At 72.3% G+C, this 15,845-nt stretch carries 16 protein-coding genes and 2 pseudogenes; 3 read left to right on the top strand and 15 right to left on the bottom strand.

Annotation, left to right across the window (positions count from 1 at the left end; genetic code table 11):
* From ACFXHB_RS41365 to ACFXHB_RS41315, 11 genes and pseudogenes are all read right to left on the bottom strand, one after another.
* Positions 1-161, bottom strand: a pseudogene (locus tag ACFXHB_RS41365) (STAS domain-containing protein); the annotation flags it as partial.
* A gap of 543 nt (positions 162-704) precedes the next feature.
* Complete coding sequence (locus ACFXHB_RS41360; RefSeq protein WP_380581783.1) at positions 705-1,994, bottom strand: serine hydrolase domain-containing protein; 1,290 nt, start codon at positions 1,992-1,994, stop codon at positions 705-707.
* Positions 1,991-2,905, bottom strand: coding sequence for an aKG-HExxH-type peptide beta-hydroxylase (locus tag ACFXHB_RS41355; protein WP_380581781.1), 915 nt, complete (start codon positions 2,903-2,905; stop codon positions 1,991-1,993). Before ACFXHB_RS41355 ends, ACFXHB_RS41360 begins: the two co-directional genes overlap by 4 nt.
* A gap of 100 nt (positions 2,906-3,005) precedes the next feature.
* Positions 3,006-3,137, bottom strand: a complete 132-nt coding sequence (locus tag ACFXHB_RS41350) for a hypothetical protein (RefSeq protein WP_380581779.1) — start codon at positions 3,135-3,137, stop codon at positions 3,006-3,008.
* Positions 3,138-3,228: 91 nt separating this feature from the next.
* Complete coding sequence (locus ACFXHB_RS41345; RefSeq protein ID WP_380581777.1) at positions 3,229-4,086, bottom strand: protein kinase; 858 nt, start codon at positions 4,084-4,086, stop codon at positions 3,229-3,231.
* Positions 4,046-4,732, bottom strand: a complete 687-nt coding sequence (locus ACFXHB_RS41340; RefSeq protein ID WP_380581775.1) for a dTMP kinase — start codon at positions 4,730-4,732, stop codon at positions 4,046-4,048. The genes ACFXHB_RS41345 and ACFXHB_RS41340 overlap by 41 nt, the downstream gene beginning before the upstream one ends.
* Positions 4,733-4,736: 4 nt before the next feature.
* The gene (locus ACFXHB_RS41335) at positions 4,737-5,480 is read right to left on the bottom strand and encodes a hypothetical protein (RefSeq protein ID WP_380581773.1); all 744 of its coding nucleotides are present in this window, start codon (positions 5,478-5,480) and stop codon (positions 4,737-4,739) included.
* Positions 5,477-6,091, bottom strand: a complete 615-nt coding sequence (locus ACFXHB_RS41330; RefSeq protein WP_380581771.1) for a hypothetical protein — start codon at positions 6,089-6,091, stop codon at positions 5,477-5,479. The genes ACFXHB_RS41335 and ACFXHB_RS41330 overlap by 4 nt, the downstream gene beginning before the upstream one ends.
* Positions 6,073-7,986, bottom strand: coding sequence for a radical SAM protein (locus tag ACFXHB_RS41325; protein WP_380581769.1), 1,914 nt, complete (start codon positions 7,984-7,986; stop codon positions 6,073-6,075). Before ACFXHB_RS41325 ends, ACFXHB_RS41330 begins: the two co-directional genes overlap by 19 nt.
* Before the next feature lie 31 nt (positions 7,987-8,017).
* Entirely contained in the window at positions 8,018-8,452 is a 435-nt protein-coding gene (locus ACFXHB_RS41320) for an NUDIX domain-containing protein (protein ID WP_380581767.1), read from the bottom strand.
* Positions 8,453-8,717: 265 nt separating this feature from the next.
* Positions 8,718-9,191 carry an ATP-binding protein gene (locus ACFXHB_RS41315; protein WP_380581765.1) on the bottom strand — a complete coding sequence of 158 codons (474 nt, stop codon included), beginning with the start codon at positions 9,189-9,191 and terminating at the stop codon, positions 8,718-8,720.
* Between the two features lie 214 nt (positions 9,192-9,405).
* Between ACFXHB_RS41315 and ACFXHB_RS41310 the strand changes: the two genes are divergently transcribed.
* On the top strand, positions 9,406-10,290 hold the full coding sequence (locus tag ACFXHB_RS41310; protein ID WP_380581763.1) for a helix-turn-helix transcriptional regulator: 885 nt from the start codon (positions 9,406-9,408) through the stop codon (positions 10,288-10,290).
* The gene (locus ACFXHB_RS41305) at positions 10,287-10,517 is read left to right on the top strand and encodes a DUF397 domain-containing protein (RefSeq protein ID WP_380581760.1); all 231 of its coding nucleotides are present in this window, start codon (positions 10,287-10,289) and stop codon (positions 10,515-10,517) included. Before ACFXHB_RS41310 ends, ACFXHB_RS41305 begins: the two co-directional genes overlap by 4 nt.
* A 311-nt stretch (positions 10,518-10,828) precedes the next feature.
* On the opposite strand, the gene ACFXHB_RS41300 is transcribed toward ACFXHB_RS41305, so the two are convergent.
* Complete coding sequence (locus ACFXHB_RS41300) at positions 10,829-11,275, bottom strand: hypothetical protein (protein ID WP_380581758.1); 447 nt, start codon at positions 11,273-11,275, stop codon at positions 10,829-10,831.
* 431 nt (positions 11,276-11,706) lie between these two features.
* Between ACFXHB_RS41300 and ACFXHB_RS41295 the strand changes: the two genes are divergently transcribed.
* Entirely contained in the window at positions 11,707-12,912 is a 1,206-nt protein-coding gene (locus ACFXHB_RS41295; protein WP_380581756.1) for an IS110 family transposase, read from the top strand.
* Here ACFXHB_RS41295 and ACFXHB_RS41290 read toward each other — a convergent pair.
* The 3 genes and pseudogenes from ACFXHB_RS41290 to ACFXHB_RS41280 form a co-directional block, all read right to left on the bottom strand.
* Complete coding sequence (locus ACFXHB_RS41290) at positions 12,879-13,394, bottom strand: hypothetical protein (protein WP_380581754.1); 516 nt, start codon at positions 13,392-13,394, stop codon at positions 12,879-12,881. The two genes, ACFXHB_RS41295 and ACFXHB_RS41290, sit on opposite strands and share 34 nt — an antisense overlap.
* Before the next feature lie 80 nt (positions 13,395-13,474).
* The gene (locus ACFXHB_RS41285) at positions 13,475-14,062 is read right to left on the bottom strand and encodes an SMI1/KNR4 family protein (RefSeq protein WP_380581752.1); all 588 of its coding nucleotides are present in this window, start codon (positions 14,060-14,062) and stop codon (positions 13,475-13,477) included.
* A gap of 51 nt (positions 14,063-14,113) precedes the next feature.
* A pseudogene (locus ACFXHB_RS41280) lies at positions 14,114-15,611 on the bottom strand (NF041680 family putative transposase).
* Positions 15,612-15,845: the final 234 nt, after the last annotated feature.

Genomic DNA, 15,845 nt, shown 5'->3' with positions numbered 1-15,845 from the left:
GCCGAGGGGGTGAGTCGGGCGAGATGGACCGTGGTGTCGGCGCGGGCGGCTTCGGCCCGGGCGAGAAGCAGGGCGTTGAGGCCCGAGGAGTCCATGAACGTCACACCGTGCGGGTCGATCAGGAGCGTCGACGGGGCCGGGTGAACGGCGCGGGTACGCCGAGCGCGGCACCTCGCGGTCCCGCACGGGGCTGGAGCGCCCGATCGGGCGGTGGGTCAGTGGCTGTCGAACCGCCGGCGCCCCGACGCGATGGCCGGGCAGCCAGGCAGCCAGGGCGAGCCGAAGCCCTTGCGAAGATCGCCCCGGACCGGAACCCGAAGTGGGCTGTCGACTGGCAGCGGCACTGGGCCGGCGTCGCTCTCCGCCCGGACGGCGGCACGACCCTGACGGACCTGGTGGCCGGGGTCAGCGCGCACGGCGACGACGTCGGCCGGTGGCTGGAACACCAGCAACGACCCGCGGTGTGAAGTGCTTTGCCGCCCGCCCAGTGCGAACGCCTGGCACGGCTCGGTATCGAACCGCAGCAGGCCCCGAAGCGCCCGGGGCGCAGCGGTGGGTGGGCGGAGGGCGGGCGGGGCCCGTTCATCTGGGGCAGCCGCACCGGCTTCCTCTCCACGGCTACTGACCACACGGCCGCCGCTGACACCGAACCCGACCATCACACGGCCCGCGCGGGCACGGCTGGCGGCCGGCGGCGCGGTTCCTCACTGCGGGCGCCTGCGGTAGATCAGCCCGGGGGCCCTCGTGAGGTCAAGTACGAAGCGGTCGATCGGGCCGTCAGATGTGGGCACGGTGAGGGCGTAGCCGTCGGTGGTGTAGAGCGTGAGCCCTGTGCGGGTGAGCCGGTCGCGGGTGCCGCGGCGCCAGAGGTAGAGGCTCCCGTTGCTGTGGGACAGGCTCAGTGATCCGGGGACCTGGTCGCAGGCGAACACGCCGATCATGACGTGTTCGGCGCCGCCGTTGTCCAGCTCGGGGTCGGGGAGCTCGGCCGGAGCGCGGGGCGCGGTGGCCGCGCGTTCGAGGACGGCGCCGGGATCGACGGCCGGGTCGCGGCGCAGCTGCTCGACGGCGGCGGCGGCGATGTGTTCGGCGCCGGTGCCGGCGTGGTTGGACAGGGCCACGACCCGTAGACCGGCCCGGTTGAGGTAGGTCGCGGCGGAGAATCCTTGCTCGTGGCCGAAGTGGAAGACGGCGGGGCCCTGGTGGTGGTCGGCGTACAGGCCGGGGCCGTAGACGTTTGGCGGGTGGTCGCTCGCCCGGTACGGGACGTTCGTACCGGGGAGCGCGGTGCCGGCGGTGTGCCAGTGCTGGTGGAGGTGGCCGAGCCAGTGGGAGAGGTCGCCGGTGGTGGACCAGAGCGATCCGGGGCCCGGGAGGGCGACGGGCTGCTCGGTGTGCTCCCATCCGGCGCCGTCGGCGGCCGGCCGGTAGCTGCTGGCCGCGCGGGGGATGACGCGGCGGGGGTCGTCCTTGAAGGCGGTGCTGGTCATGCCGAGCGGGGCGAGGAGCCGGTCGTCGGCGAGGGTTCGCAGGTCGGTGCCGTGGGCGGTTTCGAGGATTCGGGCGAGCAGCAGGTATCCGGTGTTGCTGTACAGGAAGCGGCCCGCGGGCACGGCGCGCTGTTCCTGCCGGTAGGCGAGGGTGAGCAGGTCGGTGGCGGTGTAGTGGTCGAGGTCGCGGAAGCCGGCCAGGGAAAGCAGCGATTCGGCGTCGCGGATGCCCGCGTGGTGGGTGATCAGGTCGGTGATCGTCACGTCGGGGACCTTGAGCCGTGGCAGCACGTCGGCGGCCGGCCGCGCGAGGTCGAGCAGGGCGTCGCGGTCGGCGAGCACGGCGAGATGGGCGGTGAGCTGCTTGGCGACGGAGCCGACGTTGAACGCGGTGTCGGGGCCGATCGGCGTGCCCGTCTCGACGTGCGCCAGGCCGGTGCAGTGGTGGACGGGTCTCTCGCCGGGGCGGTGGACGAGAAGGGAGAGGCCGGGGGTGCCGGTCACAGGTCGGCTGCCTGCTGGTGGACGTCGCGCAGCCGGGTGCGGAGGTCGTCGTCGGTGACCAGGTCGAGCGCGCGGGCGTGATCCGGGACGGTGGCGGCGAGTAGCGGGCGCTGCTGGTCGAGATAGGCGGTGAGGAACTGGTGCAGGGCGCCGGTGGTCTGGTCGATGATGCGGGCGGTGTAGATCATGGTGAGGGGGAAGCTCCAGCAGGCGTGGAGGAACCCGAACGCGGGCCGGTCGGTGTTCTTCCACGGCGAGAAGAAGCGTTCCGTGTCGCTGATCTTGTCGCGGGTGGCGGTGAGCGCGTCGTTGAGCCAGTTGTGGCCGGCCTCGTGGATCAGGTCGCGGGCGAGCACGACCGGGTCGCCGGTGTGGTCGGTGAAGATCGTGCCGGGCAGGCGGGTGATGGTCCAGCTGTCGAGCGTCTGGCCGAGGGTCTTGGTGCGCAGCAGGCACACGATGGCGGCGTGGGCGGCGAGCAGGTCGCCGAAGCCGGCCGTGTCGGCGGTGGAGTACGCGGCGGCGGTGAGGTCTTGGAGTGGGCGCGGCGCGGCGCCGCTGTCGGGCCCGAGGACGTAGTACGGGGTGTCCGAGATGGGCGAGGTGGGGAGCCGGGTCAGGTCGGGGGCGACGATGACGCGCGGGCCGGCGGCGGTGGGGGTCGCGAGGGTGCGGGCGCCGGCGTCGGGGTTGGCCGCGTACCAGCCGAAGCGCGCGGCGTCGCGGGTGCGGGCGGCGCTTTCGGCGCCTTCGAGGACGTGATGGGCCGCCGCGTAGGCGAACGCCGGACCTGCGCTGTGGGTGCGGTACGGGGCGCCGGGGTGGGTGATGGTGAGGATCTGGCGGGTTCGGTCGTCGTGCAGGCGGCGGATGGGCGCGTACGCGAACGGGGCGGCGGCGGTCGTGGTCATGGCTGTTTCCTCCGGGGTGGGCCGGCTCCGGCCCTGTGTGGGGCCGGAGCCGGGATCGTTCACCGGCGCCGCTCACGACGCCGGTGGGCGGATCGGTCGGTCAGAGGGTCTCGGCCGCCGGCCAGCCCTCGGCGGACACGCTCGACGTGTGGGCGGTGGTGCGCACCGTCTCGTCGTCGCCGCGCAGCTCCTCGACGTCGGCCAGGAACTCCGCGATCCGGTCGTTCTCCATGGGGTTCTGCCTTCCACTGGTTGAGGTTGGGGGTGTTCGCGGGTGCCCGCGGTGGCGGCGGTGATCTCTCCTTCGGCACCGTGCACCCCTTCTACTGCGCGGCGGCGACCCGCAGGGCGTCGCGCAGTTCGGCCATGCCGGGCCGGTCGGCCGGGTCGGTGGCGAGGGCCGCGACGACCGCGGGGCGCAGCCCGGCCGGGAGGTCGGTGGGCGTGGCGGCGAGGCGGGGGATGTCGGCGCACAGGTAGCGGTGGATCAGGACGGCGAGGCTGAACACGTCGGCGGCCGGCGTCGCCTTGTCGTAGGCGGTGGCGTACTCGGGGGGCCAGTGGACTTCCGGGCTGCGGCCGGCGGGCCCGCGCGGGGCGAGGCCGCGGCGGGCGGCGCCGAGGTCGGTGATCATGCCTGCGCCGTCGTGGATCAGGATGTTCTCCTGGTAGACGTCGCGGTGCACGATCCCGAGCCGGTGCAGGGAGTGCAGGCCGGTGGCGACGTCGGCGAGGATCGTCAGGCCGCGGGCGTGGTCCGCGCCCTGCGGGGAGGTCATGAAGGTTCGGAAGTTGCCGCCGGCCGCGAGGGGCATCGTGTACCAGTCGAAGCGGTCGCCGTCGCCGTGGTCGATCAGGCCGGCGACGTTCGGGGTTCCGGCCGCGTGCGTGGTGGTGTCCCGCTCGTACCGGAAGTCCTCGCGGGTCAGTGCCCGCTCGGCCGCGGTCATCTGCGCGTACCAGTAGAAGCCGTACGCGGCCGGCCGCTGGTCGTCGGCCATCTCGGCGAGGACGTGGTTGCTGCCGAATCCGGCCTTGAGGACGACGGGATCGTGTCCGGGTCGGCTGGCCTTGATCAGGGTGCTCGCGCGGGTGAAGGCGAGCAGGTCGTGCACGTGGAACCCGGCGTCGCGGACGTGGTCAAGGACCCAGGCGGCGGGGTGCAGCGGGTGAAGCCTCATGGTGGTGCCCTCCCGTGGTCGGGGCCGGCGGCGCGTGCTCGCGCAGCCGGTCGAGGCAGGTGGTCGCGAGGGCGTCGAGGTCGCTCTCGGTGGTGCTGGGGTGGCGCAGGACGGGCAGAGCGGTGGCGGCGGTCCACGCGCGGGCGCCTTCGTCGTACAGGTCGGCGAGCCGCGCGGCGGTGGCGGGGTCTTCGGTGAAGCGGCGCGCGGTGGGCCGGGCGCCGATCCGGGCGTGGCAGATCTCTGGCGGGGTGGTGAGAAGGATCGTCAGGTCGGGTCGGGCGCCGCTGCGCTCGGCGAGCCGGTGCACGTACTCGGCGACGGGCCGGCGGTGGACCAGGGCGAGCAGGACGGCGGTGGACAGGCTGAGCCGGTCCGCGATCACCGGGCCGGCCCGCCGGGCGGGCTCGATGACGAAGCGGGCGTGGAGGGTGAGGTCCCGCCACGCTGCCTCGGCCGCGTCGTCGGGGCCGGGTCCGGGGCGCCCGGCGCGCAGCGCGATCAGGGTCCGGGCCGCGGGGGCGCAGAGCCAGGAGAACTGTCCTACGTGGCTGACCGGGATGTTCCCGGCGGCGGCGTCCGCGAGGAGCCGGTCGCGCAGGGTGCTCTTCCCGGCGCCGGCGACCCCTTCGAGGGCCAGCAGCACCGGGTCACCGCCCGTCGGTCGGCGCGGGCGCGTCGGCGGTCAGCCAGCTGATGAACTTCGCGACGCGCCCGCTCACGACGGGCAGCGTGCCGTGCGCGAGCTGCGAGCCGTAGAGCAGCGCCGTGCCGGGGGCCGGGGTGACGGACCACCGGGTTCGGGGCATCGTCTGGAACCAGGTGGCGGAGTTGTCGGCGCCGTCGTGGGCGAGCCACATCCCGGGCGCGTAGCCGTGCGCCGCGGGGTTGGCCGGCTGGCCGTTCCACAGGTGCTCGCTGCCGGCGGTCTCGACGTAGAAGGCGCCGCCGTCCTCGGCTTCGGTGATGACGACGCTGATCCCGGCGATCTGGCGCGGCCAGGCGAGCGGGTCGGGGGCGATGCCGTCGAGATGGGCGGTGATGTGCTGGCCGGGGCCATACTCGACGTACGTCCAGGGGCGGCACGTCGTGATGGACGGCATGACGCGGGACAGGGCCGGCCGGGCGCGGTCGAACGCGGTTTGGAGGAGCTTCTCGGCATCGTCGGGGATCGTCCCGATCTCGATCCGGCCGGCGGGCTCGTAGACGGCCATGGCCTGCTCGTGGGTGTGGCCGGGGATCTCGTGGATGCTGGTGCGCCGCTGGTCGCCGAAGCGGGCCCCGCCGTCGGCGCCGAGGATGTCGGCCATGAGGTCGGCGAGGAACGTGCGCTCGGCGGGGGCGAGGAAGTGTTCGACGCTCCCGACGCCGACGGTTTCGGCGATGTGGATCATGCGGTTCCCTTCCGGGTTTCGAGGACGCGACGCACGTCGTCCAGGCCGGCGCAGTGGTTGAGCCAGCTGACGACGGGGGCGCCCGTGGTGGACAGCGGGTCGTCCCACACGGCCAGGAGCTCGCCGGTCAGCGGGAAGTCGTCGGCGCTCGGCAGCGGGCCGCCGGCGGCCGTCAGGGTGGACGGGCACGGCGCCGCGTGCTGCTCGGCGAAGGCCCGCGCCAGACGGGCGCTGAACGCCCTGCGGCACGCGAGGCGTTCCGCTTCTGCGGCCGGAGTGCCGTGGTAGGTGCGGTGTTCGGTGTCGAACCAGGCGTCGGCGATGGCCGCGCCGGCGTCGGCGACCCGGCACGTCGCGCAGCACGAAGCGTCGTTGAGCGGGCAGCGCCGGGCACGGCCGGGCAGCGTGGCGGACAGCTCGTCGAGGGCGGTCCACGCGGTTTCCGCCAGGACGACGGCCGGCGCCGGCCCGGGGTGCTCGGGGAGGTGCTCGCAGCACCGTTCACCGTCGATCGGCTCGCCGGCCGGGACGATGGCGGGCTCGACGAAGAGGGTGTGGAAGTAGACGACGCGGCCGATGAGCTGGTGAATAGTCACGTCAGGGTCGGGCACGGTGCGGCTCCCTCGGTGGTCGCGGCGGGCTCGGGGATGGGGCAGTGGCAGTCGGCGCCGGTCGGCCGCTCGCCTTCGAGGGCGCGGGCGACGGCGGCGGTCGCGGCGTCGAGGTGCTCGAAGTAGGCGGCCCAGTCGTGCCCGGGCGCGGGGACGAGCTCAAGGTCGAGGGCGGCTGTCGTGGTGGCGCCGGTCTCGCAGGTGAGTTCGGAGCGCCCGACGGTGACGGTGACCGGGTCGGGCAGGTGCGGGAGCGCCGCGGCGACCGCGCGGCACAGTGCGGCGCCGGCGCGGGCGTACTCGTCCCGGTCGCGGGCCAGGACGCCGACCTGGCGCGGCCGGGGTGCGAGCTCCAGCCCCGTGTAGGGGTGGCCCTGGCAGCTGTCGTAGGTGATCAGCCCCCACCGGCCGGTGATCGTGTCGACCAGCGGCCATGCCCCGGGCTCGATGCCCTCGTGCCACTGCGGGTGCCGCGGGTCGAGGTCGTCGGCCTCGTGGACGCCGGGCAGTCCGGCGGTGTTGACGTTGCCATGCCCGCTGGTGAGCAGTCGCGCCGCCGGCCGGTGCGCTTCGGGGTCGTCCCACCGGGTGACGAACGCGGCCACGTCGCCCATGGAGTTCGTCGCCCGCGGGCGCCACCGCAGGGTGCGACACCAGGCTCCGGCGCTGTGCCCAGGGTCGGCGAGCAGCGCGGCGACGCCGTCGATCATGCGCATCCGGTAGTCGCAGTACGCGTCGTCACCGCCGCCGTTGCCGGCGAGGTTCATCCGCCACCTGCTCGCCACGCAGCCGCCGCCGCACGGGCCGGCGTAGTCGCACGTCCCGCACTTGCCCATCAGCGCCTTGCCCTGGCCGAGCAGGATCGAGCTCCGCTGTCGGGCGATGAGCTGTCGCTGGTCGGCGGTGTCCCGCAGATGCGTCAGCCGAGCCTGCGGCCACGGGAGCTCGTCGCAGCTCCCGAGCCGCCCGTCCGGGTACAGCGTGAACACGTGGTCGCACTTGAGGTTCGAGAAGTGGCAGTGCCCGGTGTCCAGGCCGCGCAGGGCGCGGATGGTGGCCACCGCCGGGTCCATCTTCATCCGCCGGAAGTACCCGGCCTCGATCCAGCGGATCGTTGCGGCGAGGACGAACGCGGCGTACTCGTCCGGGTGGACCGCCCACGCCGGGGCGGCGTCGCCGCTGACGGCCGTCGCCTGTAGCTCGCGGCTCCTCGGGACGCGGGGGCGCCGGCCGGTACTCGCGGTGGGCCGGCGAACGGTGGCGTCGAAGCACGGAACGAAGTTCACCGCCTTCACCGACCCGAAGCCGGCGAGGTGGTCGAGCACCGCGCCCGCGCGCCCCAGCACCGCCGGCGTCACCGCGCAGACCACCCCGGCCGCCTTGCCGCGGGCGGCCAGCAGCTCAAGGGCCGCGGCGACGCGCGGATAGATCGGGCGCCCGTCGTAGCCGACGCGCCAGGCGTTGCCCTTCGCGTCGCCGTCCAGCGAGATCCCGATCCGAAGACCGGGGCACAGCTCGTCGAACAGGTCGAGCCACTCGGCGTCGAGCAGCACGCCGTTCGTCTGGAGCGAGACGCGGACCACGTTCGGCTGTGCGGCGAGCTCGCGCAGCACGGCCGCCATGCGCTCGCGGCCGACCGTCAACGGCTCGCCGCCGTGCAGCTCGATCGCCACGGGACGCCCCCGGAAGAGCCTGCCCAGGTCCCGGACCTGGTCGGCGGTGACCGTGGCTCCTCCGGGGGCCTCCTTGCGCTTCTCGAAGCAGTACAGGCAATCGACGTCACACGTTTCACCGCGCAGCTTCAGGATCACGGACACCGCTTCGGTGCGGTCCTCGGTGTCCAGGCTGCGGTAGAGCTCATGGATCTCGACCTGCGGGCTGGTGGTGCCGTCCATCGCGTGCCTCCCTGCTGTCGATCCGGGCCGGCTACTCGGGCAGCTGCCCCAGCAGCGCGCCCTGACCGGACTGGAGGATGTGCGCGGCTTGCAGCGGCACCCAGAAGCATTCGAAGCGGGTCGGCTCCTGCTCGCCGTCGTGGTCCTCCTGGCTCATCCACCGCTGCGGGGTGTCCGCGGCGAGTTCGAGGTGGAAGACGTGCCGCCGCTGGAGCTCGCGGCGGTAGGGGGTCATGTCGTACTCGGTCACGCCGAGCTTGGACACGATCGTGAAGCCGGTGAGGCCGGTCTCCTCCTGGGCCTCCCGCAGGACCGCGTCCTCGGGCTTCTCCCCGGGGCGCACGCTGCCGGCGGGGACCTGAATCCCCACCTCCTCATAGGTGTTGTCGGCGTGCCTGAACACCAACAGCTCTCCGTCTCGCACGACGTAGGCGAGAACCTTCTCCCGGGTGACCTTCTCCGACATTGGGGGCGCTCCTTCGCTCTCTGGGGTGTCTTCGCCGACCGGAACCTGACGCCCGGTCAGCGCGGTGGGACAGGCTACCCGCGCCCTGGGGACGCGTTCGGCCGTGTGCTGGGGCGTGCTGGCGTACGCCGTGGATCATGGTCCGGACGGCGTGCGCCCGGGCTTCGAGGTGGCGCCGGCCGTCCCGCGGGGGACGTGGACGGCCGGCGCCGGTGCGCCCGGCCGGTCTGCCTCGACCTGGCGTCGGGCGCGGTCTCAGGGGCCGCTACGCGGCGGCCGGCTGCCGGCCGCGGCTGGGGTCGGGCATGGGCTCGGCCGGGGTGCGCAGCGCAATCCGGGCACAGACCCTCTTGGCGAAGCCGCCGACGGGCTCCCACCAGAGGCGTTCGACGAGCCCGGCGACCAGCGCCAGGCCGCGCCCGCCGTCGTCGTCGTCCGCGGCCTGCGTGACGACGGGCACGACGGTCCCCGCGCCGTCCCACACCTCGACCGTGAGGAAGTCGCCGGGCTCCAGGTACAGGAAGACATCGAGCCGGCCGGCGATCCCGCCGTACAGCATCGCGTTCGTGACGAGCTCGGTGACGGTGAGCTCGATCGCGAGCTCGGCGCCGACGTCGAGCTCGACGCCGCGTTCACCCAGGACGGCGATGGTCCGGCGTCGTATGTCGCCGGGCGTCCTCGGGTGGTACTCCGGCGTGAAGTGCGCGACCTGGTCGCGGTCGAAAGCTCTTTCGGGCATGGGGATACTCCAACGCACCAGCGATCGCCGGGAGATGACAAGACGTCACCGGCTCAAAACTCAGAGTGCTCCTTGGATCTCCATCTGACAACCTTGCGACCCGAACTGACACGGTGAAAAACAGGTGTTCTATCGCGTCGTGCACCCACGGGCTGCCAAACTGCACCCGAGATCGCACGTACCGCACCCAACCTTGTAAGGAGTGCACCCAGCGATGCCCAACGTGCGCGCCATCCCGACCGTCCGACGCCGGCGCCTCGGCCGAGCGCTGCGCAAGTTCCGCACTGAGGCGGGGCTGAGCCTCGACCAGGTCGCCGAGCTGATGAACCTGAAGCCGGGCGCGAAGTGGGACGGCCCGAAGACCTCGCGCATCGAGAACGCCAACGGGAAGATCAGCGCCCCGGAGGTCGTCACCCTGCTCGGCCACTACGGCGTCACCGATCCGGAGACCGTCACGGCGCTGGAGGAGCTGGCCCGCACCGCCGGCAAGGCCGGATGGTGGAACTCCTACGGCGGGGTCGTCCCGTCCAACCTCGAAGATCTCATCGACGCGGAGGAAGAGGCACGGGTCGTCCGCTCGTACTACGCGACGGTGCTCCCCGGGCTGCTCCAGAGCGGGGCGTACGCGCGGGAGATCACCGCCGCCACCTCCTTCCACATCCCGAAGGAGGAACACCCGGCGATCGTGGACGTCAGGATGGGCCGACAGGCCGCCCTGACCCGGCCCGGGGCGGCCCAGTACTGGTTCGTCATCCATGAGGCGCTGCTGCTCCAGCAGTTCACCCCGCACCCCTCGCTGATGCGCGAGCAGCTGCTCCGGCTGCTGGACGTGAGCGACCTCGCGAACGTGAACCTCCAGGTGATGCCGCTGGACTCGGGACCACACCCCGGCGCCCGGGGCAACTTCTCCATCTTCCACTTCCCCAAGCCCTGGCCCTCCCTCGTCTCCGCCGAGAGCGCGGGAGTGAGCCACTACACCGAGGGCCAGGAGACCGCGGAGCGGTTCCAAACGGACTTCGACCGCATCGTAGCCTCGGCGCTCCCCGCCGACCGGTCCCGAGACACCATCCGAACCCACATGGAAGGAATGACCCGGTGAGCACCACCCCCGACCCCAAGGCAGAGCTGTACGAGCTTCCCTTGACCGGCGTCACCCGGCGCAAGTCGCCGCTCAGCACCGACAACAACGCGTGCGTGGAGATCGAGGACCTTGAGGGCGGCGGCGTCGCCGTCTTCGACTCCAAGCGCCCCGACCGGCCCGAACTGCGATTCACCGCGGCCGAGTGGCTCGCCTTCACGGAGGGCCTGCGCCGGGGCCTGCTCTGACAGCTCCACGAAGGGCCGGCTCCCCCCGTCCGAAGCAGGGGGAGCCGGCCCTTCGCCGTACTGGCGTTGCATCCCCATCACCTGGCGCGGAGCAAACCCGCGGGACCGTACGAAGGTGGGCCGACCGGGCGAGAACCCACAACGGCGACGCCCAGGTGTCGTCCATCCCGGTGGACGTCAGGCGGCGTCCTTCTGGTCGGGGTCCGTGACGCGGAAGCGCCCGGCTCCGGGCCTCTGTTCTAGTGATCGTCGCAACACCCAGCTCAGGGGATGCGATGGAGTTCAGAATCCGGCAGGGCGCTTCTGTGTGGTCACTTCGTATCGGGCGCCTCGTGACCCGGGCCGGGGTCGGCCCCGGCCGCCGCGTCGAGCTCCTCAACCGTGGCGTACTGCCCCTGACGGCCCGGCAGGTAGTCGGGGCCGAACAGCAACGCCCAGTCCCGCGGGCTGGAGGTCTTGCGCCCCTTCCGAATGATCTGATCGATCAGGGCCCGCGCGTCGTCCCCGAGCGGGTTTGCCTGGCGCCACACCCCGAGGCGCCGCGCCAACGGGTGACCTCGCCATGTCACACCGGCCACCTGCGCCGCCCAGTCCCCGAGGGCCCAGCTGTCGGGACCCGCGCGGTGGCGGCCGATCAAGCCGGACCCCGTCCACGCGCCGGCGCCACCACGCACGCCGCCGCGCCGGGACGGCGGTGCCGGCCCCGGCACGCGGACCTGCTGAGTGCCCACGGCGGGACGGCCCGCGACGTCCGGCACACCTGACCCGCGCTCCTCGTCCACCGAACCGCCCCGGCCCCGCCGATCAGCACCTGGGCGCACCGGGTCACCGGCGGCCACCCGGGGCGCGGCCTGGAGCGGTGCGCGGACGCGATCGTGCAGGGCATCCGTGCGCAGGTCCGTCGAGCGCGCTGGCCTGGCCAAGGTGGCGTCCGTCCCCGCAGGAGGAGCACCGCCCCCCGTTACCTTCTTCGTGGCCCCGCAACGGGGCTCCCGGCCTCCGGTCCGGCATGACTGTCCCCCCTGTAGTTCGCATGATCCGGGGGGTGGTGTCACCGCGCCGGAGGCATCGGTAGACCGCTGATAGAGGCAGGACCACCAGCGTGCTGGGAGGCTCTTCGTAACGTGGATGCCGGCGACTGGTGCCACGCCAACGAGGCCGGGACAGCACGACCTCGTAAGGGACCAGCGTGATCGACACCGGCGATGTGGACGTCTTCCTGGGCTTGGACGTCGGCAAGGGCGAGCACCACGGAACCGCCGTGACCCGGGCCGGCAAGCGGGTCTTCGACAAGCGGCTGCCGAACAGCGAGCCCAAGCTGCGGGCCGTCCTCGACAAGCTCACCGCCAAGCACGGAACCGTCCTGGTCGTGGTGGACCAGCCCGCCTCCATCGGCGCCCTACCGCTGGCGGTCGCGCGGGACGCCGGCTGCCGTGTCGCCTACCTGCCCGGCCTGACGATGCGCCGCATCGCCGACCTCTACCCTGGCGAGGCCAAGACCGACGCCCGCGACGCCGCGGTCATCGCGGATGCCGCCCGCACCATGCCGCACACCCTGCGCGGCATCGAGCTCACCGACGAGACCGTCGCCGAGCTGGAGATGATCGTCGGCTTCGACGACGACCTCGCCGGTGAGGCCACCCGCGTCGCCAACCGCCTGCGCGGCCTGCTCACCCAGATCCACCCGCACCTGGAGCGCGTTCTGGGGCCGCGGATCGACCACCCGGCGGTGCTGGCACTGCTGGAGAGGTTCGGCTCGCCGGCCGCCCTGCGCAAGGCCGGACGCCGCCGCCTGCAGAGCGTCGCCCGGCCGTTGGCCCCGCGCATGTTCGAGCGTCTCGTCGAGGACCTCCTCACCGCGCTCAACGAGCAGACCGTGATCGTCCCGGGCACCGAGGCGGCCGCGCTGATCGTGCCGAGCCTGGCCGGCTTCCTGCGGGCCGTCCTGGACCAGCGCAAAGTCCTGGAGAAGAGGATCCAGGAACTGCTGGACGACCATCCGCTGTCCAAGATCCTGACCTCGATGCCCGGCATCGGCACCAGGACCGGCGCCCGGGTCCTGATCGACGTCGGCGACGCCAGCGCGTTCCCGACCGCCGCCCACCTCGCCTCCTACGCCGGCCTCGCCCCCGCAACCCGCAGTTCCGGCTCCTCCATACGCGGCGAACAACCGTCCCGCCGCGGCAACAAGCAGCTGAAACGGGCGTTCTTCCTGGCCGCATTCGCCTCACTCAGCGACCCGGCCTCCCGCGCCTACTACGACAAGAAGATCGGCCAGGGCAAACGGCACACCCAGGCACTCCTCTGCCTGGCCAGACGCCGGACCGACGTCCTGTTCGCCATGCTCCGCGACGGCACCCTCTACGAGTCCCGGCCCGCAGCAACCGACAGTTGAACTCCACGGGGATCTGCCAGCAGCACCACACGGTCGGCGGCTGGTTCGAACCCGAGCACCGGGTTTCCCCAGTCGCCTCCCGTAGTCATCCGCACGGGCTTGCCCAGCCGGCGCCCGATCGAGCCCATGAAGCCGCACAGGATGTCCACCCCCTCCTGGCCCTGAAGCTCGCGAAGGTCGACGTCGAAATCGATCTCGCCCGACGACATCGGCCAGAAGTTCACCAGCACGTCCTCAGCAGGCCACACCCGCAGCATGGCCGTGTCCGCTTCGGCGGGACGCGACAGCACCGCTTCCGCAGAGGGCAACGGCACCAGGACGTCGCCTTCCCAGTACTCCCATCCCCAGCCGCACGACCGGACCAGGTCAAACACCGCCTGCCAGTCCTCGACCGAAGCGCCTTCCACACAGACATCCGGCAGAGCGCCCATCAGGTCAGGGTCGAAGAAGTCCTTGACGTTGTCCCACAGCAGATCCGGCATGCCGCCATGCTGCCCGCCGCTGCCGCCCACACGCAGCCCGATTTCCTTGAGCTTGACGTTTAACCAGCTTGCATGCCGATCTACCAGCTGACTGTTCCGTCGCCGGGCAGCATCGGCTGGTGGACCGGCTCCAGACGGCTGCGGTTGTCGTGGTGCAGCATCGCCTGCGCGACGCAGTGGAGCCAGGCTGCCAGGCTCGGCCAGCCGACGAAGCAAGCGGAGTCGTCGTGGGCGGCGCGCCCAAGGTGGTCGTGCCACAGACCGGGTCCCGCGTCGATGAAGTGCTCATCTCCATCGCTTCCTGCAAACGGCACCCACAGAGTCCCCCACCACGGTTCGTCGTGCTGGTCCGGGTCATCGGCATCCCAGATGCTCATCCGCATGTCGCGGATCTCCACGATCCTCTCGGTGGAGTACAGAGGGCCGCAGGGAAGAACACCCAGGTAGGAGCTGTCCCCGTCGTGGCATTGCAGCGACTCGCGCAAATCAGCGGGGAGTGTGAAGCCGAGCTGCTCCTCGGTCCGGTCGATCGCCTCGGGCGATGCTGGCGGGCGGAGCGAGGCCTGGCTGGCCGGTGCGTGCTTCGCCAGCCAACCGTCGATGAGGTGCCAGGACTCGGCCACGGGCGCGATCACCGGACGGACACCGATGCGTGGGGGCTCGATCATGGACCCGTAGCTTGCCCGATCGCTGTGACACCGAAAGAAGCGGCCCCAGACTCAGTCGAGTTGTCTCGCCGCGGCCTGCGTGGTTCGTCGGGGTTTGGTGCCCTTTGGTGGTGGGCGGGTCGGGCGTACGCCTCGCCGGTGGCCAGGACTCTGCCCACCTCGTAGCGGGCGGCGGGCCGCTGGTTCTTGAGACCGGGCGGCCGGCCCGGTCCGGGGCGGCTGGGTTTTGGCGCACGCGCTGGCGAGGGGGCCTTCGTGTGCAGGTTCCGGAACCCGCGCCGGACACGGGCGGGGGTGAGCTTGTTCGGTTCCGCCGGCTTCTCCCAGGGGTGGCGGAGGTCGGCGACGAGCGGGCGGGCGAGACGGAGCTGGGTGTGCGCGGCGATGACCAGCCGCGTCCAGCGATCGGCCGCCTCGGAGTCTCGCAGGCGGGGCCGGGTCCATCCGAGGGTCTGCTTGAGCAGGCGGAAGGTGTGCTCCAGGTCGAAGCGGCGGAGGAACGACTGCCAGCAGCGGTCGACGTCGGCCTCGGTGGCGCCGGTGCGCGACCACCAGAGCCAGACCGGCCGGTTCACCCTGCCGCTGGGCAGCTTCTCGACCGATAGCCGGATCACCGTACCTTCGAGGAGCGGCAGTTCACCGTCGTGCTCCAGCCAGGCCGCCCGGCGGGTCAGCCTCGGGTGCAGCCGGTCCCAGGCCCGGGCGACGGCGGTGCCGTAACGGTGGGTCGTGGTGGTGGTGACCGCCTGCTCCTCGCCCCATGTGGCGGGGTCGCCGAAGACGAACTCGCCGCCGTGCTTGGGCGGCCGGCCACCGGCCGGGTTCGCGGTGCGAACTCCGCGCGGCTGGGCGCCGGGCGGCGCATCACCCGGTCCGAGCGGAGCCGGCCGAGGACCTGCACCGGCAGGTCGCCGAGCAGGTGCGCGATGCGCGGGGCGTCGTAGCCGGCGTCCATCACCACCAGCACCTCCGGATCGCCGGCCGTCCACTGCCCCGCTCCGATCAACCGGACCACCACGTCGCGGAGTTGGGCGGCGGTGACGGCCGCGACGTCCGCGCCGGGCTCCAGCCTCACCGCGTCCAGCACCGCCGTCCACGACGTCCGCCCGGTCTCCAGCGCGACCACGAACGAGTACGGCCAGCCCGGGATCATCTGGTGCTTGGCGTCGCCACGGCCGAAGGTGTGGCAGAACGAGCGGTCCGGGCAGGTCTCCGCGTCCGGCCGCAGCCACGGCGAGACGTCCACCGCGAGCACCAGGCGGCCGTCGGCGGCCCGAGGCAACGGCAGGCCGGCCAGCACCGACCGCAGCCGTTCGACGTCCACCCGGCCCCGGTTCAGCGCACCGTACAGGGCTCCGTGCCCGCGCCGGTGCTCGGGCGCCAGCGCCAGGTCCACCAACGTCCTGACCGGCCCGTCGCTGCACAGCACCGCGTCGGTCAGCTCGAACAGCGCGTCGCGTCGCCCGGTCAGGCAGTCGTAGAAGACCCCCCGGAAGCGTGACAGTTCCGCGAACGGCTCACCCCGAACACCTTGCTGCACCACACTCATCACTGCGGCCTTCACATCAAGTCCTGTACCTCTTGGTCGAGTTCAGGATCACGCGAAGGCCGCACCGCCGTCCCGGCAACACCCGAACGAGTGACCACCAGCCTCGCTTGTTCGAAGCCCGACGTTAAACGTCAAGTTGAGTACCTGATGCTGTCGGGGATCTTGAAGAACACCGGGTTCACCCGACCGATCACCGCCCCCGCAGGCGCCGTCCAGCCCGGCCCAGGTCCTCGA

The organism is Kitasatospora sp. NPDC059327, from assembly GCF_042752535.1.
Lineage (GTDB): Bacteria > Actinomycetota > Actinomycetes > Streptomycetales > Streptomycetaceae > Kitasatospora.
The sequence above is the reverse complement of the archived record's forward strand: the minus strand, read 5'-3'. Positions and strand labels throughout refer to the sequence as shown.

Bases quoted from the DNA above. Each gene is read 5' to 3' on its own strand.
- ACFXHB_RS41315 (WP_380581765.1), bottom strand. From the start codon at position 9,191: ATGCCCGAAAGAGCTTTCGACCGCGACCAGGTCGCGCACTTCACGCCG.
- ACFXHB_RS41325 (WP_380581769.1), bottom strand. From the start codon at position 7,986: ATGGACGGCACCACCAGCCCGCAGGTCGAGATCCATGAGCTCTACCGC.
- ACFXHB_RS41335 (WP_380581773.1), bottom strand. From the start codon at position 5,480: ATGATCCACATCGCCGAAACCGTCGGCGTCGGGAGCGTCGAACACTTC.
- ACFXHB_RS41290 (WP_380581754.1), bottom strand. From the start codon at position 13,394: ATGCCGGATCTGCTGTGGGACAACGTCAAGGACTTCTTCGACCCTGAC.
- ACFXHB_RS41350 (WP_380581779.1), bottom strand. From the start codon at position 3,137: ATGGAGAACGACCGGATCGCGGAGTTCCTGGCCGACGTCGAGGAGCTG.
- ACFXHB_RS41345 (WP_380581777.1), bottom strand. From the start codon at position 4,086: ATGAGGCTTCACCCGCTGCACCCCGCCGCCTGGGTCCTTGACCACGTC.
- ACFXHB_RS41320 (WP_380581767.1), bottom strand. From the start codon at position 8,452: ATGTCGGAGAAGGTCACCCGGGAGAAGGTTCTCGCCTACGTCGTGCGA.
- ACFXHB_RS41355 (WP_380581781.1), bottom strand. From the start codon at position 2,905: ATGACCACGACCGCCGCCGCCCCGTTCGCGTACGCGCCCATCCGCCGC.
- ACFXHB_RS41310 (WP_380581763.1), top strand. From the start codon at position 9,406: ATGCCCAACGTGCGCGCCATCCCGACCGTCCGACGCCGGCGCCTCGGC.
- ACFXHB_RS41285 (WP_380581752.1), bottom strand. From the start codon at position 14,062: ATGATCGAGCCCCCACGCATCGGTGTCCGTCCGGTGATCGCGCCCGTG.